General features: G+C 61.8%; 22 protein-coding genes, 1 tRNA gene and 2 pseudogenes. 6 read left to right on the top strand and 19 right to left on the bottom strand.

What is annotated here, in order from left to right; genetic code table 11:
• Window positions 1-226: 226 nt before the first annotated feature.
• Window positions 227-856 carry a LysE family translocator gene (locus AC24R4_RS17635; protein ID WP_487523425.1) on the top strand — a complete coding sequence of 210 codons (630 nt, stop codon included), beginning with the start codon at window positions 227-229 and terminating at the stop codon, window positions 854-856.
• Here the strand turns inward: AC24R4_RS17635 and AC24R4_RS17630 are convergent.
• The 5 genes from AC24R4_RS17630 to AC24R4_RS17610 all read right to left on the bottom strand — a co-directional run bounded on the left by AC24R4_RS17630 (window position 848) and on the right by AC24R4_RS17610 (window position 3,825).
• Complete coding sequence (locus AC24R4_RS17630) at window positions 848-1,798, bottom strand: cation diffusion facilitator family transporter (RefSeq protein WP_487523424.1); 951 nt, start codon at window positions 1,796-1,798, stop codon at window positions 848-850. The genes AC24R4_RS17635 and AC24R4_RS17630 overlap by 9 nt on opposite strands.
• Before the next feature lie 117 nt (window positions 1,799-1,915).
• Window positions 1,916-2,233 (bottom strand): hypothetical protein, encoded by a 318-nt coding sequence (locus AC24R4_RS17625; RefSeq protein WP_487523423.1) that lies wholly within the window; start codon window positions 2,231-2,233, stop codon window positions 1,916-1,918.
• 2 nt (window positions 2,234-2,235) lie between these two features.
• Window positions 2,236-2,922, bottom strand: a complete 687-nt coding sequence (locus AC24R4_RS17620) for a thioesterase domain-containing protein (protein ID WP_487523422.1) — start codon at window positions 2,920-2,922, stop codon at window positions 2,236-2,238.
• Window positions 2,922-3,449: a PAAR domain-containing protein gene (locus tag AC24R4_RS17615; protein WP_487523421.1), complete on the bottom strand. Its 528-nt coding sequence runs from the start codon at window positions 3,447-3,449 to the stop codon at window positions 2,922-2,924. The genes AC24R4_RS17620 and AC24R4_RS17615 overlap by 1 nt, the downstream gene beginning before the upstream one ends.
• Complete coding sequence (locus AC24R4_RS17610; protein ID WP_487523420.1) at window positions 3,442-3,825, bottom strand: PAAR domain-containing protein; 384 nt, start codon at window positions 3,823-3,825, stop codon at window positions 3,442-3,444. The genes AC24R4_RS17615 and AC24R4_RS17610 overlap by 8 nt, the downstream gene beginning before the upstream one ends.
• A gap of 369 nt (window positions 3,826-4,194) precedes the next feature.
• Between AC24R4_RS17610 and AC24R4_RS17605 the strand changes: the two are divergent.
• From AC24R4_RS17605 to AC24R4_RS17585, 5 genes and pseudogenes are all read left to right on the top strand, one after another.
• A pseudogene (locus AC24R4_RS17605) lies at window positions 4,195-5,069 on the top strand (tyrosine-type recombinase/integrase); the annotation flags it as partial.
• An 83-nt stretch (window positions 5,070-5,152) separates the two neighbouring features.
• Entirely contained in the window at window positions 5,153-5,509 is a 357-nt protein-coding gene (tnpA, locus tag AC24R4_RS17600; protein WP_487522329.1) for an IS66-like element accessory protein TnpA, read from the top strand.
• On the top strand, window positions 5,506-5,856 hold the full coding sequence (tnpB, locus tag AC24R4_RS17595; protein ID WP_487522328.1) for an IS66 family insertion sequence element accessory protein TnpB: 351 nt from the start codon (window positions 5,506-5,508) through the stop codon (window positions 5,854-5,856). Before tnpA ends, tnpB begins: the two co-directional genes overlap by 4 nt.
• A 29-nt stretch (window positions 5,857-5,885) precedes the next feature.
• Complete coding sequence (gene tnpC, locus AC24R4_RS17590; protein ID WP_487522327.1) at window positions 5,886-7,457, top strand: IS66 family transposase; 1,572 nt, start codon at window positions 5,886-5,888, stop codon at window positions 7,455-7,457.
• Between the two features lie 44 nt (window positions 7,458-7,501).
• A pseudogene (locus AC24R4_RS17585) lies at window positions 7,502-7,759 on the top strand (tyrosine-type recombinase/integrase); the annotation flags it as partial.
• 128 nt (window positions 7,760-7,887) lie between these two features.
• Here the strand turns inward: AC24R4_RS17585 and AC24R4_RS17580 are convergent.
• The 14 genes from AC24R4_RS17580 to AC24R4_RS17515 all read right to left on the bottom strand — a co-directional run bounded on the left by AC24R4_RS17580 (window position 7,888) and on the right by AC24R4_RS17515 (window position 21,123).
• A complete protein-coding gene (locus AC24R4_RS17580; protein WP_487523419.1) occupies window positions 7,888-8,958 on the bottom strand; it encodes a DUF262 domain-containing protein in 1,071 nt (356 codons plus the stop codon).
• Window positions 8,955-9,533: a hypothetical protein gene (locus AC24R4_RS17575; RefSeq protein WP_487523418.1), complete on the bottom strand. Its 579-nt coding sequence runs from the start codon at window positions 9,531-9,533 to the stop codon at window positions 8,955-8,957. The genes AC24R4_RS17580 and AC24R4_RS17575 overlap by 4 nt, the downstream gene beginning before the upstream one ends.
• Window positions 9,534-10,892: 1,359 nt before the next feature.
• Window positions 10,893-11,843, bottom strand: coding sequence for a replication initiator protein A (locus AC24R4_RS17570; RefSeq protein ID WP_487523417.1), 951 nt, complete (start codon window positions 11,841-11,843; stop codon window positions 10,893-10,895).
• A 777-nt stretch (window positions 11,844-12,620) separates the two neighbouring features.
• Window positions 12,621-12,696: transfer RNA gene (locus tag AC24R4_RS17565), tRNA-Ala, on the bottom strand.
• Between the two features lie 70 nt (window positions 12,697-12,766).
• The gene (gene soxB / locus AC24R4_RS17560; protein ID WP_400394362.1) at window positions 12,767-14,491 is read right to left on the bottom strand and encodes a thiosulfohydrolase SoxB; all 1,725 of its coding nucleotides are present in this window, start codon (window positions 14,489-14,491) and stop codon (window positions 12,767-12,769) included.
• A gap of 32 nt (window positions 14,492-14,523) precedes the next feature.
• The gene (locus AC24R4_RS17555) at window positions 14,524-15,015 is read right to left on the bottom strand and encodes a TlpA disulfide reductase family protein (RefSeq protein ID WP_400394372.1); all 492 of its coding nucleotides are present in this window, start codon (window positions 15,013-15,015) and stop codon (window positions 14,524-14,526) included.
• A gap of 10 nt (window positions 15,016-15,025) precedes the next feature.
• Entirely contained in the window at window positions 15,026-15,682 is a 657-nt protein-coding gene (soxX, locus tag AC24R4_RS17550) for a sulfur oxidation c-type cytochrome SoxX (RefSeq protein WP_400394363.1), read from the bottom strand.
• Between the two features lie 17 nt (window positions 15,683-15,699).
• Window positions 15,700-16,554 carry a sulfur oxidation c-type cytochrome SoxA gene (soxA, locus tag AC24R4_RS17545; protein WP_400394365.1) on the bottom strand — a complete coding sequence of 285 codons (855 nt, stop codon included), beginning with the start codon at window positions 16,552-16,554 and terminating at the stop codon, window positions 15,700-15,702.
• 138 nt (window positions 16,555-16,692) lie between these two features.
• Complete coding sequence (locus AC24R4_RS17540; RefSeq protein ID WP_400394366.1) at window positions 16,693-17,157, bottom strand: DsrE family protein; 465 nt, start codon at window positions 17,155-17,157, stop codon at window positions 16,693-16,695.
• A 40-nt stretch (window positions 17,158-17,197) separates the two neighbouring features.
• Window positions 17,198-17,509, bottom strand: a complete 312-nt coding sequence (soxZ, locus tag AC24R4_RS17535; protein ID WP_066736673.1) for a thiosulfate oxidation carrier complex protein SoxZ — start codon at window positions 17,507-17,509, stop codon at window positions 17,198-17,200.
• Window positions 17,510-17,573: 64 nt separating this feature from the next.
• A complete protein-coding gene (gene soxY / locus AC24R4_RS17530; RefSeq protein ID WP_400394369.1) occupies window positions 17,574-18,029 on the bottom strand; it encodes a thiosulfate oxidation carrier protein SoxY in 456 nt (151 codons plus the stop codon).
• A gap of 142 nt (window positions 18,030-18,171) precedes the next feature.
• Window positions 18,172-18,501, bottom strand: a complete 330-nt coding sequence (locus tag AC24R4_RS17525) for a c-type cytochrome (protein WP_066736677.1) — start codon at window positions 18,499-18,501, stop codon at window positions 18,172-18,174.
• 286 nt (window positions 18,502-18,787) lie between these two features.
• The gene (locus tag AC24R4_RS17520; protein ID WP_400394371.1) at window positions 18,788-19,681 is read right to left on the bottom strand and encodes an EamA family transporter; all 894 of its coding nucleotides are present in this window, start codon (window positions 19,679-19,681) and stop codon (window positions 18,788-18,790) included.
• Window positions 19,682-19,854: 173 nt separating this feature from the next.
• Entirely contained in the window at window positions 19,855-21,123 is a 1,269-nt protein-coding gene (locus AC24R4_RS17515; protein ID WP_487523416.1) for an NAD(P)/FAD-dependent oxidoreductase, read from the bottom strand.

Genomic DNA, 21,123 nt, shown 5'->3' with positions numbered 1-21,123 from the left:
GGACGTGGACGGGGGTGGGTAACCGCAGGATTGGGCCAGGGCGCTGACGTATACGTGCCGGGTTGTGCGTATACGTCCACAGCCACCCCACAGCCGTCCCACAAGCCGCCCCCAGGCCCGCCCACAGGTTTGTTCACGCGGTTATCCACAGGAAGCACGTGCATATCGGCGCAAATCGGCTCACACTGACGCGTCGCCAATGCGGCGCCTTTCCGGAGCGCGTTCGATGGACAGCACAACTCTCTTTCTCTACCTGATTGCGGTAGCCGCCGTCATGGTCACACCGGGCCCGACGATGTTGCTGGCCCTGAGCAACGGCGCCACCCGCCCGATGCGCGTGGCCGCCTGTGGCATCGCCGGGGCCGCGCTGGCCGACCTGATCCTGATCGGCGCCGTGGGCTGCGGGCTTGGCGCGGTGCTGCAGGCATCCGAGCACCTCTTCACGGCGATCAAGTGGATCGGCGCCGCCTACCTGTTCTTCCTGGCGGTCTCGATGTGGCGGGCGCCCACGCGGGAACTGGTGGCAACGTCGGACGCCACGTCGGCCAGCGGCCGCGCGGCCTTCCTGCGCGCGCTGTTCGTGGCCCTGTCGAACCCCAAGACCATCCTGTTCACGTCGGCCTTCGTGCCGCAGTTCGTCCACGCGGACAAGCCCGTGGCCATCCAGTACGTGATCCTGGCCGTGATTGCCGCGCTGATGGATATGGTGATGATGGCGATCTACGCGTTCGGCGGCCGCCACGCGGTGCGGACGCTGTCGGCGCGGGCCGTGCAGTGGATCAACCGGGGCTGTGCCGGCATGCTGGCCTTCCTGGCCGTGGGCCTGAGCCTGTACCGGCGCAGCGACCTACGCTGACGCGGCCGGCGCCGGCTGCGTGCGTGGCACCCGGACCGGGTCCACATGCGTCATGACGTTCAGGACGTCGTCGCGCGCCATCGCGCGACGGCGCGCCTCGGTGGCAATCGCGTGGCCCTGCTCGACGGTCAGGTCGGCCTGGATCTCCAGGTGCACGTCGACCAGGATCATGTCCCCCATCTTGCGGGTCTTCAGGTCATGCAGGCCCAGCACGCCGGGGGTAGCCAGCATCGCGTCGCGCAGGCTGGCCACTACATCCTCGTCGGCGGCGCGGTCCATCAGGTCGTTCATCGCATCCCAGCCAAATCGCAGGCCCATGCGCGACACCATCAAGCCCACCACGATGGCCGCCACGGGATCGAGCACGTGATACCCGAGCAGGTTGCCGCCAATGCCCAGCGCCACCACCAGTGACGACGCCGCATCGGACCGCGCATGCCAGGCATTGGCCACCAGCATGCTCGACCTGACCCGCTCCGCCACGCGCAGCATGTAGCGGAACAGCCCCTCCTTGGCCGCCAGCGCCGCCAGCGCCACCCACAACGCCACCGTCTGCACCGGCTGCGCCCCGTCCGGATGCTGGATCTTGCCAACCGCCGCCCACAGCATGCCCACGCCCACTGCCAGCAGCAGCGCGCCCAGCGCCAGCGAGGCCGCCGTCTCGAACCGCTGATGCCCGTACGGGTGATCGGTATCGGCCCCCTTGCGGCTGTGATGGCCGGCAAACAGCACGACAAAATCGGAAACGAGGTCGGACAGCGAATGAAGCGAATCGGCCACCAGCGCCTGTGAGCCGGCGACGACCCCAATCACGCCCTGGGCAATCGTCAGGCCAATATTGACAAAAACGCTGACCAGCGTGGACCGCCGCCCAGCCAGATGGCGGGCTTCGGCATCAAGGTTGTCGGCGCCAAGGGCGGGAGCGACGTGCGGTTCACGCATGGGTGAAGACAGAGGGTGGGCGATAGGTGGAACGGTAGCATTTCTTGTGCGAACCACGAATCGCGGGATGAAAATGCACAAGAATTGACGGTCGGGTCCGCTGCCACCCCGCCGTCGTCACAATACCTGCGGACGCACGAATCGCAGGATTTGCATCGCCAGGCCATAGGTGCCGACGAGCGCAACCAGGGCGAGCCCCGCAATCAGGCAAGCCTTGCTACGTTCGGCTGGACTCACCCACAGCAAGTGCAGGAATCCGGCCAGGCCTGCAATGCCGATGACAAGGTCCAACAAGAGTACCAGCGCCGTATAGAAGCCAACGGGCCCGACGAAGAAGTCGTTCTTGGTTGGCCTTGCGGCGATGTAGTAGAGCGCCAGACCGATAAAGGACCCCGGAATCAGGGTGGCTGCGAGCAGGAAGAGCGATCGTCCCATGGTCAGGCAACCCCTTCGGCAACGATTCGCGCTGCAAGCGCATCAAGCCTTGCTGGCAGGTCTGACGTCATGTCTGCATAGTAAAAATGACCATATCCTGTGCGCGCTCGCATCTGAGCCGCGAGCACCGGCGAAACTGCGATCAGTTCCAATTGCGATATTCCTGCGTAGATCGGATCGCCGTGCTCCAGAAGATCGATCACGATCACCTTGCGGATGTGCTTGTGAGTGCGCAGCTTGCGCAGAAACTTCGCATCGATCGGACTACCAATCAAGACCAGATGATCCACAGAGTGACCACGTGACGCGTAAAAGTTCGCAGTCTGCGCAGCCAGGAGAGAGCCATAGCTGTAGCCGATCAAATTGAACTGCTCGGCCGATGGGCTCATCCCCGACTTGATTACCCACTCGCCGCTATCCTCGTACCGGATGGTGAGGCCAGCCCGGAGCGCATCGACAAACGTGCCAGCATCGCCCAGGAAAGTCTTTGTGGCGGTATTCGTGAGCCCGACACGAAACGAGGAAATACCGGCCAATTTGAACGCCTTCGCAGTCGGCGATATGTAGTCCCCATCGAGACCCGCGCCATCCCAATACAAGGTGCCCCGAGGGCGGAGCACATAGACCTGGGCCGGAGCTCGGTCTTGCGCGGGGGTGAGGCGAACCTGAATTGTCTTGATCGGTTGCATCAGCCTTCCTTACCGAAGATCTCGACGTTAATCGTTGCCGCGTAATCGGCCGCGATGCGCGCTGTCATTCCTTGTTCGTCCGTGATGCCTTCAAGCGTCTCGATTTCATATGACAGGCGGTAATGCAGGCCCGCCAGTGGTCGGCCGGAGAGTTCGTCGAGTATTTGAATACGCTGGTCGTATGGCTGCGGTGTGTTAGCGACGGTTTTGGAAGGCTCCTCCGTCGCTGCCCGGCGATCGGGTAGATCTCCAAGTTGAAGAAACATCCCAGGCGCCACACCGACCATGACGCGATTCTTTCCGCAGGGGCAAAGCACATGGTCACCGTCGACTACGACATCCCGCCCTTGCTCTGATATACCCTTGCCAGTCCCCAAAATGCGGTGCGTGCCTTTACATTTGCCACAAGTGGCTTCATCCCCGCTCAGTGCAACACGCTTTCCGTCGTCAAAAATGGTCGATGAAAGAGCGAGCACGACACCGCCTGTGGTGGTTGGGTCAGCATGTCTGATAGCGGCTTTACGCATCCCCGCCTCCGATCTCCGTACTGGTGCGCGATGGCGAGACATAGGACGGGTCGAACAGACCAGGGATCGATTCACCATCGCAGACGGCAATTCCGGCGCCGTCCTGCGCACCCTTTGTCATTTTGTCGCCGTTACTCAGAGTCGAGCCGACGAGCGCCACCGGCTTGCCTTCCCAGACGGCGGCCGAGCCCGCACCATCGCTAATGAAGGCCGTGGTCCCATCGGCGTATGTCACGGTGTCGCCGACGCACGCAAGTCCAAGTCCATTGATCGCGGCTTGCGTGCTGACCTTGGTTACGGTTCCACCGCGTTCCGTCTGTGCGCCGATCGTGGCGAACGCATAGGTGATCGATTTAGCAAGCTTTTCGTTCCACATTGGGATCCTCCGGTTGTGCGCTGAAGAGCGCCCTCTATGCGACCGGAGGAATGCAGAGTGATCAATCGCCGTTCGCTTGAATAGTGACGGAGGGATGGTGGAATGACGGCGGCGGCGTCGGGCAGATCAAATGCGCGCCATTGGCACCTGACAATGAGCAAACACCTTGCCCCCAAAGCAAAACAACGCACCACATCTTTCGACGTAGTACGTTGTTTTACAAGGAAAATCCTGGTGGACCGAAGGAGGATCGAACTCCCGACCTCTGCATTGCGAATGTAAAAATAGAGCCAATAGAATCAATGGATCTAGCCATATAGAGCCTTATTTACCACAATCTTGCCACACTAACTGGAAGATTCTAAGAAATTGGCAACCATCCGTAAGCGAGGCCAGTATCAGTGGGAGGCCCAGATACGCCGACGTGGATATCCGGCCCAAAGTAAGACATTCAATACGAAGGCCGAAGCGGAGGCTTGGGCCTGCATGATTGAATCTGAAATGTCGCGCGGCGTATGGCTTAGCCGCGGGGAGGCGGAAGCGACTACCTTCTATGAAGCGCTAACTCGCTATGAAGAGGAAATTTCGGCCGCCAAGAAGGGCGCAGGCCCCGAAACTTCGGTCCTCAGGACTCTCAAAGCCACAAATCTCGCCGCACGCCCCTTGGCGTCAATTCGTAGCGCCGATGTGGCGAGGCTTCGCGACGAATGGTTGAAAGTGTATCGGCCAGCAACGATTCTTCGCCGATTGGCTGTGGCATCGCACGTGTTCAGCATCGCCCGCAAGGAATGGGGAGCCTGTTTAACCCGGTAGAGTTGGTACGTAAGCCGCAGCCCGACAATGCGCGGACGCGTCGCATTGTCGTTGGTAATCCCGCTGCCGATGCACCTGGGGCGGACGATGTCGACTCGGATCGTGGCGCGCAGGATGGTGAGCTTGAACGTGTTGTGGCGGCTAGTGGCTCGGTTCTGCTGCCATCTATCATCTGGCTGGCCGTCGAAACGGCAATGCGCCGCGGCGAAATCGTAGCGTTACGCTGGGAACATGTGGACTTGAAACGGCGTGTCGCACATCTGCCTTCTACAAAGAACGGCAGCGCTCGGGACGTGCCACTGTCCTCGCGCGCCATTGCGGTGTTTCAGACCCTGCAAATCACATACGGTGAGGCCAAGGATATAGCCCGCGATGGCGAGGGGGCCGACCTAGGCCGCGTGTTCAAAATTCGCGGTGATGCTGTTACTAGGTAAGCGTGTCCTGAAGGCCGTCTGTTCACATGGGGATTGCTTAGGCATTCTGATTCCCACCAGATCTGGTGGGAATCAGAAAAATGGAAGCACGTGCACGAGGGCGGCGCCCGGGTTCGAAGAACTACTCCAGGGAGTTTCGGGAGATGGTTGTCTCCGAGGCAAACCATCCAGAGCGCTCGATCTCCGAGGTCGCCAAGGAGCATGGGCTAAACGCGAACCTGGTGGCCAAGTGGCGACGTGACCGGGCGGGCCGCGCCCAGCCGGAAGCGTTACCGCAAGCCCCAGAGCAATCGTTCCTTCCTGTACAAATTGCACCGCTGTCTACGCGGCAATCGGTTGTCATAGTTGAATGCGGAGTCCTTCGCGTGCGCTTTGAAGGTCCCACCGACCTCGATGCATTGCGCGTCGTTCTGGCCAGTCTGCGAGACGTGCCATGATGCTGGGATTGCCTGCTGGCACACGGGTCTGGCTAGCTGCAGGCGTGACGGACATGCGAGCCGGCTTCAATAGTCTTGCCGCAAAGGTTCAGACTGTTCTCGAGCGTGACCCATTCAGCGGGCATGTCTTTGTCTTCCGCGGTAGACGCGGGGACCTTCTGAAGGTTCTGTGGTGGAGCGGCGATGGAATGTGCCTGCTTATGAAACGGCTCGAGAAGGGCCGCTTCATCTGGCCACAGGCAACGAGTGGTACGGTGTGCCTGAGCCCCGCACAACTCGCGATGCTTCTTGAAGGTATCGACTGGCGCCAGCCGATGCGCACTGCGCAGCCCATCTCGGCGTTGTAAACCTCGGCACTGGCACCTAGACTGTCGGCATGACTTCTGCCGACATCCTTCCCGACGACATCGAGACCCTCAAGAGTCTCCTGCTCGAACGCGACGAGAAGCTCAGGCAGTTGCAGGATGTTGTCGACTCCCAGCAATGTGCCATCGCGACAAGCAAAGCCGAGATCGAGCACCTGAAGCTGCTGATCGCAAAGCTGCGTCGCATGCAATTCGGCCGCAAGTCGGAGAAGCTGGACCATCAGATCGAACAGCTCGAACTACGACTGGAGGAACTCGAGGCGGATGAGGGCGCGGTGCCGAACAAGATTCCCCGTACGCCCCGCATACTGGCTGAACAGACACAGCGCAAGCCGTTGCCCGCGCATCTCCCGCGCGACGTCCAAGTGCACCTTCCCGTGTCGGCTGAGCGTTGCGCAGACTGCGGTGCTCCAATGAAGCCGCTAGGTGAGGACGTCGCCGAGCAACTCGAGTATGTGCCGGCAAGCTTCCGCGTCATCCACCACGTGCGCCCGAAGTTCGCATGCTCTTGCTGCGACAGCATTGTGCAGGCACCGGCCCCAAGCCGACCGATCGACCGAGGCATGGCGGGTCCTGGTCTGCTAGCCCACGTATTGGTCTCGAAGTTCGCCGACCACCTTCCGCTCTATCGGCAATCGGTCATCTACGCACGCGAAGGTGTGGAACTCGATCGCTCGCTGCTTGCGAAGTGGGTGGGTCACAGCGCCGCGTTGTTGCAGCCGCTAGTGGAGGCGCTGCGCCGTCACGTGATGGCGGCGTCGAAGTTGCATGCTGACGATACGCCGGTTCCTGTGCTTGCCCCGGGTAACGGCAGGACGAAGACGGGACGACTGTGGGTCTACGTCCGCGACGACCGAGCATCGTGTGACATGACGCCGCCAGCGGTCTGGTTCGCCTACACCCCGGATCGCAAGGGCATCCACCCTCAGCGGCACCTCGAATCGTTCAGCGGTACGCTGCAGGCCGACGCCTACGGCGGATACCAGGCCATCTATGAGAGCCAGCGAGTGTCCGAAGCCGCTTGCTGGGCGCATGCAAGACGACAGTTTTACGAGTTGCACGCGGCCCGGCCCAATGCCTTGAATACCGAAGCACTACAGCGCATAGGCGAACTGTATGGAGTAGAGGAAACGATCCGTGGCAAGCCTCCTGACGAGCGACGGGCCTACCGGCAAGAGCACGCAGGACCTTTGCTTGAACAATTCCGCGCATGGTTAGCGGCGACACTGGAGACACTCTCCAAGAAGTCCGATACGAGTCGGGCGATCCTCTACGCCTTAAACAGGTGGCAGGCGCTGACTCGCTATTGCGACGACGGTAGGTTGGAAATAGACAACTTGCCTGTCGAACGTGCGTTGCGCGGTGTTGCCATAGGCCGGCGCAACTATCTCTTCGCTGGCGCAGACTCCGGTGGTGAGCGCGCCGCTGCAATCTACAGCCTGGTCGGAACGGCCAAGCTCAACAACGTCGATCCCGAAGCCTACCTCCGCTTCGTGCTGGCGCACATCGCCGACCATCCAATCAATCGCGTCGACGAACTCATGCCTTGGGCTGTGACTGACCAGCTTCCGGCCCGCTCATAACGCTGCTCTCGACTACGTCAATACGGTGCTCACGCACCGCTTACGTTACTAGGGCCTTTGAGCGGGCAGTAGCGCGAGCCCGTAAGCTCTACGTCGATGAACGCAAGGCGGCCAAGCAGCCGCCGGATGGGAAGTTCCTAACCGACCTGCGCTTTCACGACTTGCGGCATGAAGCGACATCGCGCCTGGCCTCGATTTTCCCAATGCACGAACTGAAGAAGATCACTGGCCATAGAGACCCACGCATGTTGATGCGCTACTATCATCCGCGCGCCGAGGAGTTGGCGAAACGCCTCGCCTAATCTTGGCCCTTTCTGATGCCTGATGGAATAAGTGGGATTCTGGCACCTGGCGGCCGCCAGGTAGCTCCAGAGAAACTTTACCCTTACCGTCCTATCAGACGAGGCGGGCTCACTGACCTAACTCGGCGCTACGGAATGAGGATACCCTCCAGGAAACCGTGCCGAATAACTCTCTCGCGCTTGTTGTTGACGGCCTCTTTTGCTGCAAGGGCATAGTCGTCCGGAATTCTCTTTTCCGCTTTCTTTAGTGCCGAGTGAGTATCTGCAGGCTTCATGCTTTTCAATGCCGCCAAATTTGCGTATAGGACGACAATCAACGAGTATAGATTAGCCTTATTGAGCCAATAGGAGTCTTCGTTCAGACCTATTGCATTGATATATCGAGCGGCATTGTCTAGATCCTTTGCCACCTTGGAAAGTTCATCAAAGTCCATGGTACAAGAATCCAGAAGCTGCGTCACACCAGAATTTCTGTTATACCATCCAATTATCACCGTTGCCATCACGTTGAGCGCGAAATTCAGATGAACTTTTCTGGATATCTCGTGTGGCGAGAATACCCCCGAATTAAGCAAGAGATGCTGGAAATCGGTTGGCTTGAAACGCTTCGCCTTTCTTACGACTTCTTTTGATATTAGCGGATCAATATCACGGTGCTTGCTGTTTTCTTCGTCATCCTTGTCAATTATGAAAAGTTGATCAGCCAAGATTTTGGCTACGATCATGAAATCAGATGCCGCATATTCGGTTGACAGCTTTTCGATGTTCGATAGCGCGTAGAATGTGCGATTAAGTCTCTTGAAAATCTCTTTCAGCGTCGGATCGTTTTGCTTGATGTCGAGGTCAATGATTGGGACTTGGTACTTCAAAAACTCCTCTTTATCACCAGCCCCTAGATCGGCGAAATGCTTTCCGTCGACGTCGAACTGCCCGGCAATGAACTCTTGGATTGCCGTTAGTCGTTGCTGTCCATCGACGACGCATGAGTATGTTGTCATCGAATCGACGTCAATTTCACCTTTCGCGATGAATATCTGCGGAAATGGCAGGCCCATTAGAATGGTTTTTATGAAATCCACCTTGTGAATTTCGCGCCAAACCAAGTCGCGCTGAAAATACGGCGATTTTACTAATCGACCTTCACGAAGATCATTGGCGATATCAATGAGTTCTTTTGATCTGACTTGATATCTAATCATTTGGATTTGCTGATTAAGTTGATGGTTTTGGAAAATTTCAACTCAAATATTTTTTGGGTTGAATATATCCAGCAATTTACATTATCGAAAAGATCGGCGTAGCCGGCCGAGACGTTATTGAAAAAACTGTTCCATTCCAATTTTTCAGCGCAGCTCGGCATAGATTCCGGAATCAATATGCCACGATGGAGATAACTGATGAACCTCTTGAATTCATCAACATCCGCGAATTTTGTCCTGTCTCTGAACTCGTCCGTCACCTCCGAGGCGACTTCTAGATACTTCAGATAAAGTTCTGGACTGATGATTGCCGCGTCAAGGTCAGATTTCCCCGGTGAAAATGTGCTTTCTTTGTGATAGCTCTCCCCTGTCTTTCCGGAGCCGCAAAAGTGAATCGAGAAGATGTCAATTTTGTATTGATCGGAAATTTTGTCTTTTAATTCAAACTCCCGCTCCGGGCATTCGGAAAATGCGAAAGTCGGATACGATAGATAAATTCTACGTGCGATTTTCGAGCTTGAATCTTTTTTCGCTGCGGCATCTAGAGCGTGCTTTTTATAGTCTAAAGTTGCCATATATCTGGTGTGTGCCGCACGATAGTCTCAATAGAAATTCGTTCAGTCGAGTGTGTAGCAGGTGCAGATCTGTTGCGGTACCGAACCCATCGTACACAAACTGTTCGCGAGCTGCGGGGGCGCCAATACCTCGACAACAATGGGCACACGAGTATAACCGGTCAACTCCTTCCGAAGCGGATCCGATGCGTTCTCCGTTCGGCCGGTAAGCAGGCTGCGCCCGTCGCGACTAACATATTCCATCCAATCGATTGCACCGGCCGGCGATTTCACCGCAGGGAAGTTACGTATGGCGTTGGCGAGCGAGTCGGCCTCTCCTCACTACTGAGGCATTGATTACGCGGATCGGATGACGTGTCGGCCTGTTCTGGATGCTAGTAACTTCTCACCTTGCCGCTTGGCCCGCCTGCACCAACAACGGAGGCACTTGCTCAGGGGCGTTGTCCAGCGAGAATTTTAGCGGCTAGAAAGTGGTCCCTCGCGGAGCGAGGATCCACCCGTTGAGTGCCACCGGCGCGAATAAGCGAGAGTGAAGATAGCTAACCGGCTCCGGTTAGCTATCTTCACATATCCTGCCCACGTTCGTCGCTTTGCATTATCTTTGTCCTTCTTGAGGCCATCGCCCGGAAGCTTTATCGAGCCCACATCGCAGCTTTAGCGGGTTGGCACTTAGCCTTTGCAGCGGCTTTATCGGCGACTCACACACTGCCAAACCTCGCTGAGCGAACTGACGTCCCGGGATAGGGCACACAGGGGGGTGGATTCGGCGTGGGATGATGGTGTCACGTGTGCACGGGCGGATTCGCGTACGTGCGCTTCTTTCCACTCCGCCTAGGCGCATCGGTGCCACCCAACAAAATGACCACTCGCAGACACCTGGCGGAACGCATCCGCGAAGAACGGGAGATCCATCAACTGCTTGGCCCGAGAGTCTTCAAAAAGAAGCGCAGCGGCCTGTCGCGTTGGCTGCGCCAACATTCGCGCCGACGGGTGGTCCTCCGCACGAAGCACGTGCTATTGCAACTCCGTGAGAGACAAGCAAAGAGGGGACGCCATTGAGGTGACACGACGCTTTTTGAACGCTCATCCGGCTTCAATCTGCGTAGGGCGCCCTTCCATCCAGGTCGCCATGTACACGAGGAACCGTCGCTCCCGCAGCCTTCATGGCGTTCGATCCAGCGTTAATAGATATGTAGTTCGTTAACCGCGCGCGTGTTACGGGTGCGGGATCCCGCCAAGACACGACCTTTGCCGGCCATCTGCGTCCGTGAACGTACGTGTAGGAGCGTCCCTGAACGTACGTGCCAATTCACAGGTCTAGCGTCCGTAAAGGTACGTGTCTTTCACAGACGCATCTACTTATCCACAACCTCGCTTTGTTGATTTCTTCAGAGAACTCATGAGATCTGCGAGCTGTGCTTTTCGGCCGGCTGTGGATCGCGGATAGAAGGTAGCCGTGTCGGTGTGTGGATCCAACGCGAGCAGATAGACTGGCAACTCATTTCCTTCGGCAGTTGCCTTGATAGCTGCTCGAAACTTGGGAAGGGTGTCCGTGCTCCCGCTTTTGGCATGGAGCGTCGACAGCCTGGCTCGCCATCTTGCCTGGGACCCGCAATGCTTGCGTGCTAGTTCGTAGATTCGCCTGTCCAGCGGCTTGCGCAACCGAAAATAGTCGCGGCTCAGGGTGAGGACGCGGCGTTCCCTGATGCTGTGCCAGAGCCAATCAGGAAGGATGACCTCAATGGCTGGTGAGCGCTTGTTGAGAACTTCGGCCGCACCGTATTCATCTATCATGTTGAAACCGCGCTGCTCTCGTTTGCCGTCAGTGGCTATGTTCGTCTGAATCACCGTTCCTTTTAGGCGTTCAAGTGCCCCTAGCAACCGTCGATAGCCAACGCCGGAAGTCGGACGATTCGTCGTAACAAGGAAATCGTACGCGGTGAAGCGTACAGTTGCTCCCACATCTGTTCGGCCCCGATTTATGGCCTCGACTAACTGGCTGATGCAATAGATCCAAAGATCCTTGTCAAAGATGGTAGCGCAGCCGTCTGCGCCTGGCTTGATCGTTATGGAATTGCCATTGCGTTCGTAAGTACGGATACGCCGGTCGCCAGCGCGCAATGCAAAAAACGGATGCTCAATGCTGAGGAGGTCGTCCTTGGGGGACGCATCAGCAATGTCCGCAAGAAAGAAGTCACCTTGAAGATGGCGGCGTGGTGCAAGGCGAGCCGAAGATGCGGGGAGAGAAAGCCATTGCTCATCTTCCGTTGACGGAAGCCATGGCGCGCCCAAGTTAAAGTCGTCGGGCATCGATCAATCCCCGACATTGGCTTGCTGGTTAGCTGCGGAGCCCTGTAACCGCAGTTTGGCGACCTGCTCGGTCTTTGTTGGCCTTCCCCTGCGCCGATGCTTAACACCGTCGCTAGGAGCATGAAGGACTGTGGGGACACCGGCGACATGTTCGGCCAGCCAACGCTCGACATCCTCCGCACGCCACAGCAGCCGTTTCGTACCAAGCAGACGACAAATCGGAGGAAGGGATCGCGGATTGCGCGTAGCGTCGCTACGAACACTTGCGACGGACTTGTGGAGGCATTGCGCCAGTTGATCGACCGTCAGGAGGACGGCCGGCATCGCGACAGATGGCTGTCTCATTTCGATAACCCAATAAGCCGGCTAGGGTCATCGAGCAGTTGCGCCGTTGGACTACTCGGTGATTGACCAGGGCGACACCGGGGCCCGGCCTTGTGTGTGTGAAATCACGATGTCGAGGCGAGCCCGCAATGCAACAGGGGCTCTGTAGTCATCGAACCAACCGCGCAGAGCGCAGCTGGCCGGTAGTTGACCTGGGCGACACCGAAGCCTGGCCTTGTGGGTGTGAAGTCACGGTGTCAGGTACAGACGCTCGCGCGTGGCGGGCGAGCAAAGTCTAGCAGCAGTGTTGCGCAGTGTCATGCATCGCGTCAGATGTGGCGCGTTGGTCAAATGCCACAAATCTGCCACGCCCGAAGTGCTAAAACCCGCATTCCAAAGCAAAACAACGCACCACATCTTTCGACGTAGTGCGTTGTTTTACAAGGAAAATCCTGGTGGACCGAAGGAGGATCGAACTCCCGACCTCTGCATTGCGAACGCAGCGCTCTCCCAGCTGAGCTATCGGCCCGTCGCGACTGATTGTAGCCGAATCGCGAGCGGCCTTTCAATCGCATCGAACCAACACTTTGGCCCGCGTTTCAGGTCGCCGCCATGCCGGGATTGCCGTCCATGCCGCGCACCGTGGGCAGGTTCAGTGGGCGGGCGCTGACTTCCTTGGTGGCGCGCAGCCACTGGGCCATCACGTCCCAGATCGGGGCGCCGCCGGTCTGGCGGGCTTCCTCGGACACCGGGGCCCAGCCGGCTACCTTGTACGTCTTGCTGGCGTCCAGCGGCTGGCCGGCCAGGCGCATGTCGGTGATGCGCTTGCCGATCGGCTGGTTGGGGTCGATCGTGTATTGCAGGCCGCCCACGCGCACCATGTCGCCGCCCTGCTGGTAGTACGGATCGGGGTTGAACAGGTTGTCGGCCACGTCTTCGAGGATGGTCTTGATCGTCTCGCCGGTCATCGGCGTCACGGTGGTGTACGGGTACGTGATGGCGGTCTGGTCCATCAGGGCTTCCATCGTGATGTTCTGGCCCGGCAGCAGCGTGGTGCCCCAGCGGAAACCTGGCGAAAATGCGATCTGGGCGTCTTGCACGGCCATCAGGCCATCCAGGATCAGCTGGTCGAAGGTGCCATTGAAGTTGCCGCGCCGGTACAGCAGGCCGCGATTCACGGCCAGCACTTCGGCCAGCTTGCTCTCGTAGGGCGCGCGCACCTTCTGGATCAGCGCGTTCATCGTCGGATCGGCCGGCAGGTAATTGGCGAAGACCGGCAGCAGCTTGTAGCGGAAGTCGGCCACCTTGCCATTGCGCACGTCGAAGTCCAGCACGCCGAGGAACTTGCCATTGGACCCGGCATTGGTCACCAGCGTGACACCGCCGGCGTTCTTCACCGGCACCGGGGCCGGCACGCCGTCGTGGGTGTGGCCGCCCAGGATGGCGTCGAGCCCGCGCACGCGCGACGCCAGCTTCAAATCGACATCCATGCCGTTGTGCGACAGCAGCACCACCACCTTGGCGCCCTTGCCGCGCACTTCGTCGATCACCTGCTGCAGGTTCTCTTCCTGGATGCCGAAGGTCCAGTCCGGCACCAGGTAGCGCGGGTTGGCGATGGGCGTGTACGGAAACGCCTGGCCGATGATGGCCACCGGCACACCATTCATCTCGCGAATCACGTAAGGATCGAAGACCGGATCGCCGAAGTCGTTGGTCTTCACGTTCTGGGCCAGAAACGCCACCTTGCCCTTGAAGTCGTTGTCGACGATCTGCTTCACGCGATCCGCGCCGAGCGTCATTTCCCAGTGCGGCGTCATCACGTCGACGCCAAGCTGCAGCGCGGCATCGACCATGTCCTGCCCCCGGGTCCACAGCGCCGTGGCCGACCCCTGCCAGGTATCGCCGCCGTCCAGCAGCAGCGCGCCGGGCCGGCTGGCCTTCATGCGCTGGATCAGCGTCGACAGATGGGCAAACCCGCCCACCTTGCCGTAACGGCGCGCCGCTTCCGTGAAATCCAGATATGTGAACGCGTGCGCGGTGGCGCTGCCCGGGGCGATGCCGTACTGGCGCAGGAACGCGTCGCCCACCAGATGCGGCGGCTTGCCGGCCCACTGGGCCACGCCCAGGTTCACGTTCGGCTCGCGGAAATGCACGGGCCGCAACTGCGCGTGGCAATCGGTGAAGTGCAGCAGGTGGACGTTGCCGAAGCGCGGCACGTCGTAGAGCCGCGTGGCGGCCTGGGCCGCCTGGGCGTCGCCGCCAGGGAATGTCATGCCTCCGGCGCCGGCCACCGCCAGCACCTGCAGGAACTCGCGTCGGTTCATGCTGTTGTCCGTTGATTCGCCGGCGCGCCGGCTCAGGGCTTGCCGTAGCGTGCCAGCGCGGCCACGTCGTCGTCGATCATCTCGCCGACTTCCTTCTGCACCACACGCCCTTGCCCATCCAGCACGTACAGCTCGGGCAGGCCCTTGCGGGCGCCAAAGGCGCGGCGCAGCGCGTCGGAATCCATCGTGGCCGGGAAGGTATGGCCGCGCTGCTTCAGGTACGCCAGGGCTTCCTGCGGCTGCCGGTCGATGCTGACGGTCAGCACCTGCAGTGTCGTGCCGCGCGTCTTGTCGTAGAGCGCCTGCAGGCGCGGGTTCTGCAGCGCGCAGAACGGGCACCACGACGCCCAGAACTCGATCACCACCGGCTTGCCCGCCCATTGGGAGGCAGGCACCGTGCGGCCGTCCAGCAGTTTTACGTCGGGCAGGCGGATGGTGTCGCCCACCTCGGCGGCATGGGCGAGCGCGCTGGCCATGCCCAGCACGGCCAGCAGCCATATCATCGCCACGCGCCACGCCCGCATCATGCCGCCCTTACTGGTTGACCGGCGAGGCCGGGTCCAGCAACAGCGCCATGACGTCGCGGATCTGCTGTTCGGTCAGGATGCCCTTGTGGCCAAAGCGTGGCATGTTCGAGCACGCGCTGTACGCGTTCGAATCCCAGATCTTGCCCCACGTGTAGCGCACCACGTCCGGCGCATTGCCGCGCAGCTTGCCGTATTGATAGAGCGACGGGCCGATATTGCCGAACGAGATCTCTGCCTTGGTCAGCTGGTGGCAGGCGTAGCAGTTGGCACCGTTGGGCGCGCCCGCCTGGTCCGAGAACTGCATGCCGCGGCCGTTCTGGGCGATCTTCTCGCCTTCCTTCCAGTCGCCGATGAAGTGGTTGTCGGCCGGGTACTTCACCTGCTTGAGCTCGGCGGCCTCGACCTTCTTGGACACGGCGGCGGGCACGTGCAGGCGGTCCGGGTACTGGCTGCAGGCCTTCTGCGTGGCGTCCTGGTGGATCACGCCCTCGACCGTGGCCGGGCCCTTCGACGTGAACGACGATTCGATCATCTGGCGCACGTCGGCGTCGGTGACCTTGACGGGCTTGTCGGCCCTGGCGCCCTTGGCGGCGGTCTGCGCGTGCGCGCCCGAGGCGGCCAGCAGCACCAGCGCGGCGGCGGCCATCGTATGGAGTGTCTTCATGTTGTTCTGCTCCGTGCTCAGCGCTTCATGTTCGGGCCGTCGTACGTGCCGCCGTTGGCGTTCTTCGCCAGGAACATCGTCAGGGCGGTAATCACGTCGGAGCCGTAGGCCGGTTCGGGGAATCGCTGCTGGCGCAGGCAGTCGTACAGGCGGTGCTGCATGGTGCGGACCTCGCCCTGCGACACGCGGTACGCGGGCCAGGTGGTGTACGCAGCCTGGGCGCCCTTCTGGGTCATCAGGTTCGGCAGATCCTGCAGGCGGATGCGCTGGCCGTCCACGGCGTGGCAGGTGGCGCAGGCAAAGTCATAGGCGCCGGCACGGTAGAAGAACATCTTCTGCCCCAGCGCGTAGACGCGCTTTTCCTCGGGGTGCGTGAGCTGGACGTTCATCGTCACGCCGCGCGATTCGCCGGTCAGAAAGGCGGCCAGTCGTTCGATGTCGGACGGCTTGCCCTGCGACGCGAACGGGTTCCTGGTAGCCTCTTCCTGCGTCAGGCCCTGCAGCGTCACGCGGCAGTACGCCAGGCGCTGTTCCAGGTCCATCACCTTGTTGGCGTCCTTGAAGTAGCGCGGCAGTTCGGCGTAGGCCCCCTTGGTCACGCCCGGGCCCTTGCCCAGGTCGCATTGCTCCAGCGATGCGTTCTTCGGGCCGGCCGGCTTTTTCCACAGTTCCTCGCCAGCGGCTTCCCACAGTTCGGCGGGATTGCCTTCGGCCAGCATCTGGCGGTACTTGGCGATTTCCTCGGCGGTGTTGTCCTGCGCCAGCGCGGGGCCGGACAGCGTCGCGGTGACGGCGGCCGCCACGGCGCCCAGCGCCACCAGCGCGGGGGCCACGGTGCGGCGCAGACGGCGAATGTTGCGCACGGTAACCATTGGGGGATTCTCCTCGCCATCGCGCCGCATGGCTGGCGGGCGGACGGCCTTCTTGTGCGGGTCCGGCGGCTCGTTGCCGGACGGCTTGTCAGTGAACCCGGGCAGGCCGCGACAATACGCAGCGGCCGCCCTGGTCCGTCACGGCTTGATGTAGGCGTAGCCTTCGTCGAACTGCAGGCGCGCGATTTCCACCACGCCCGCGGGCACCACCTTGGCGTCCATCAGCAGGCTCTGCTCGGAGATGCGCCGTGCGGTCAGCGTGTTGCGGCAGGCGCGGAATTCCACGCCTGACGACGTCAGCGACGCCACCGCGGCCTCGAACGTGTTGCCGCGCGCATCCTTGGCGCCTTCCACCAGGAAGTCCACCCCATAGCCGAATGCCACGACCACGATCTTCGTATCGGGCGCCCCGTTCAGGTGGTTGCGCAGGTTCGACATGGCGCGCACGGCCTGGTCGATACCGTCCGACAGCTGGTACACCACCTTGACGCGGCCCTTGCCCGACGCCGCGGACGTGGCGGCCGGAGCCTGCTGGGCCCCCGCCCTGGCGGACAGTCCGATGGCGGCCAGGGCCGCCGTGGCACGAATGAATGCTCGACGCATGCTGCTTCTCCTTCGCCCGTATCAGGCCGGTTTCAGGCCATCAGGCGATGGTGGCTTCGTCGGTACGCTTGTCGCCGCGGTTGTCGACCCAGGTCACGGTGACCTTGTCGCCCTTGGCGCCGCCCTTGAACTTGAAGTTCAGGAACGGGTCCTTCGACACCGCCGCGCCGAACTGGGCGTGGAACACTTCCTTGCCCTTGCACGATGCCACCACGGTCTGGATATGCCAGGCCGGAATGGTCTTGCCGGCCGAATCCTTGCGCTGGCCGGTCTCCATGTCGTGCTTCATCAGAATCTTGACGTCTACGACGCCGCCGTTTTCGGTGGCGCGAACGCGCATCGGGTCTGCCATGTGTTTCTCCTGTCAGCAGTCATCTGGAAATCTGGTCTCGAACGGTGCAACGGTCCGGCGGCGCCTAGCCGCCGCAGCCGCCCAGCGTGACCTTGATTTCCTTCGATGCGACGTACCACTTGCCGCCGGCCTTGACCGCGGCATGCACCACCGACGTCTGGCCCATCTTCACGCGCGTGGACACGAATGGCTCGGTGCCGGCCGGGATCGTGAAATCGGCGGCCAGCGTGTTCGGGTTCTTTTCCACCAGGATGGCGATCTGCTCGGTATCCGGGATGTTGCTGGTCACCGCCACGGGCACCACGGCGCCGTTTTCGGCGATGTCCGGGGCGTTGAAGGTGATGGCGCTGCTCTTCTCGGTGCCGCTGCCGCCCAGTGCCTTGATCACGTCGGCCACGCTCTTGCCGTCGAAGGCAGTCTTGTTCCATTCCGCGGCCTGTGCCTCGCTGATCAGGCCGGTGGCGGCCATCAGCGACAGTACGGCGGTCATCCGCAGTACATCTCGTCGTTTTACGTTCATCTTGCTGTGTTCCCGTACTACCCGGTTTCCTGTCGACCCCTGCCGCGCCGGTGCGTCGCCGGCCCATGCATGCATCTTGCGAATACGTCAAACGTGGCGGGCGCCCGGCATTGCCAGCCGCCCGCCCAGGCCATAGCCCGGATTACTTGGCCGGTGCGCCGGCCAGAACCCACTCCACCACGGTCTTGATATCGGCGTCGCTGACGGCGGCGTTGGCCGGCATCGGCACCGGGCCCCAGACGCCCGAACCGCCGTTTTTCACCTTGGCCGACAACTTGGTCAGGGCGTCCTTGTCACCCTTGTACTTGGCGGCCACGTCCTTGAAGGCCGGGCCAACCAGCTTCTTGTCCACCTGGTGGCAGCCCATGCAGGCGTTCTTGTTGGCGATGGCCTGGGCCTTGGCGGCGTCGACGGCGGCGTGCGCGGACGCGGCGGCGGCCAGCAGCGCGGCGGCGATGACAAACTGCTTCATGTGTTGTGCTCCAAACTGAATGAGAGCCGTGGGGACGGCAAATGCCCGCGCTCGGATTGCTCCACGGCGCGGCGCGTGCTGGCCGCCGTTGGGGCGGGCTTCTCAGGAGCGCCCTGCGGTGATCGTCGAGGGCTCCCGGGCAGATGCGGCCAGGCCGCTATTTTGCCTGAAGTCAAAGCCCGTATACGGACGCGACAGTGATAACCATATGCACAAAACAGGTGGGAATTGTCGCCTTATTACGGGTTAACCCTTGGATCGGCTGGCACCGTACCCGCAGGTGCCGCTATCGGCGTGCCAGCGTCCTGCCCGCCCAGAGCCGGTTGCCGAACACGTTCAGCAGCAGGCCGGCCATGACCACCACGGCGCCGGCCCATTGCGCGGCCGCCAGGTCTTCGCCCAGCAGCAGGTGGGCCGACAGCAGCCCCACCACCGGCACCAGCAGCGTCAGCGGCGCCACCTTGCTGGCCGCGTAGCGCGTCAGCAGGCGGCCCCACATCGTGTAGCCGAAGAGCGTGGCGGCAAACGCCAGGTAGGCGACCGCGAACACGGCCTTGCCCGAGACATGGGTCAGCGCGTCGGCGATGCGTGCCGGCCCCTCGAACCAGAGCGACAGCAGCGCAAACGGCACGATGGGGATCAGCGCGCCCCACACCACCAGGCCCAGCAGGTCCACGGGGCCGATCTTCTTGCTGACGATATTGCCGGTGGCCCAGCACAGCGCCGCGCACAGCGTCAGCAGGAAGCCCGCCGCCGTCATGCCGCCGGGGCCGTGCGCAGCGGCGCTGCCGATCAGTGCCAGCCCGCCGGCAGCAATCGCCATGCCGGCCAGGTTGTGCCAGCGCAGCGGTTCGCCCAGCCACAGCGCGGCGATGGCCACCGTGAAGAACACCTGCGACTGCAGCACCAGCGATGCCAGCCCGGCCGGCATGCCGACGGCCATCGCATAGAACAGGAACGCGAACTGGCCCAGGCTGATCGACGCGCCATAGGCCACCAGCATGCGCAGCGGAATGCGCGGGCGCGGGATGAAGAAGATGGCCGGGAATACCACCAGGCTGAACCGCAGCGTACCCAGCAGCATCGGGGGCACGCCGGACAGGCCCACCTTGATGACGACGAAATTGACACCCCACACCACGATGATGGCGAGGGCGAGCAGACGGTCTTTGGCTTGCATGATCGTGGAGAGAAAGCCGCGTCCTGGTTGTGGCCAGACAAGGGGGCATGGACGTTCGGCACGACTAGCGTAGCAGCCCGCGCCGGCCAGGCATTGCACGATCCTGCGGTTTGTTTGTGGCGCCCGCGTCCCTTCCGGTCTTCTGCGCTCCTGCTGTTCCGAGCTGTGCCGCGTTACGCCAGCATGTCGGCCCAGACGCTGCGGGCCCATGCGAATCCGTACTGGCCTTCCAGGGCGCTTGGGGCCGTGGACAGCCCGCCCGATCCCGGCACCGTCAGCATCGTCCGCTCGGCGGGGTCGTAGCGATGCACGCTGGCGATGTGGATGGCCTCGGTCGACGACGTGAAGCTGTAGCAGGTATTCGTATAGAGCGGCACCGGATCTGGCGCCCGCCCGGCCAGCAGCTGCAGGATGGCCGCGGCGGCCACCTTGCCGTGCTGGTTGGCCATGGTGCCCGATTTTGGCATCAGCGGCGCGATCTGGACCGCGTCGCCCAGCACATGGATGTCCGGCGCCACCCGCGACGCCATCGTCAGGAAATCGACCTCGCACCAGCGGCCGTTGGCGGTGGCCAGTCCGGCCGCGACCGCGATGGCACCGGCCCGCTGCGGCGGCAGCAGGTTGAGCACGTCCACGCGCTCGTCGTCCTGCACGTCGAACCGGATGGTACGGGTGGCCGGGTCGACGCCCACTGTGTCGTGCTGGGGCCGGTACTCGATCATGCCCGCGTAGCGCGTCTGCCAGACCTGGCGGAACAGCGCGCCCTTCGACGTGATATCGGGATTGGCATCGAACACCAGCACCTTGCTGCGCGGCTTGTGCTGCTTCAGGTAATCCGCCACCAGGCAGGCGCGCTCGTAGGGGCCGGGCGGGCAGCGGTATGGCGCCAGCGGAATGGTGATGGCAAAGGTGCCGCCGTCCGGCATGGCCGCCAGTTGCCGGCGCAGGACATCGGTCTGCGGACCGGCCTTCCAGGCATGGACGATCTGCTCGCCGCCGGGCGCCGACAGGCCGTCGATCGCGCCGGACTGCATTTCCACGCCGGGCGACAGGACCAGCCGGTCATAGGGCAGCGTCGCGCCGCCGGCCAGCCGCACGGTGCGCCGGCCAAGGTCGATGGCGGTCGCCGTATCGCGCACGTGCTTCACGCCGTGACGCCTGACCAGCGCGTCGTAAGGCACCGTGATATCGGCCATCTGGCGATAGCCGGCCACGACGAGGTTCGAGAGCGGGCACGACACGAAGGCGGCATCGGGTTCCACCAGCGTCACGTCCACCGCGCCGCGGCTCCAGGTGCGCAGGTAGCGGGCCGCCGTGGCGCCGCCGTAGCCGCCGCCGATGACCACCACCCTGGCCGGGGCGGCGGCGCGCGCCTGGCGCACGGTCAGTCCGCCCAACGCCGTGGCGGCCAGCGCCGCCTTCAGTACGGAGCGTCGGTGCAT

It is taken from the genome of Cupriavidus sp. CER-90, assembly GCF_057652055.1.
The sequence above is the reverse complement of the archived record's forward strand: the minus strand, read 5'-3'. Positions and strand labels throughout refer to the sequence as shown.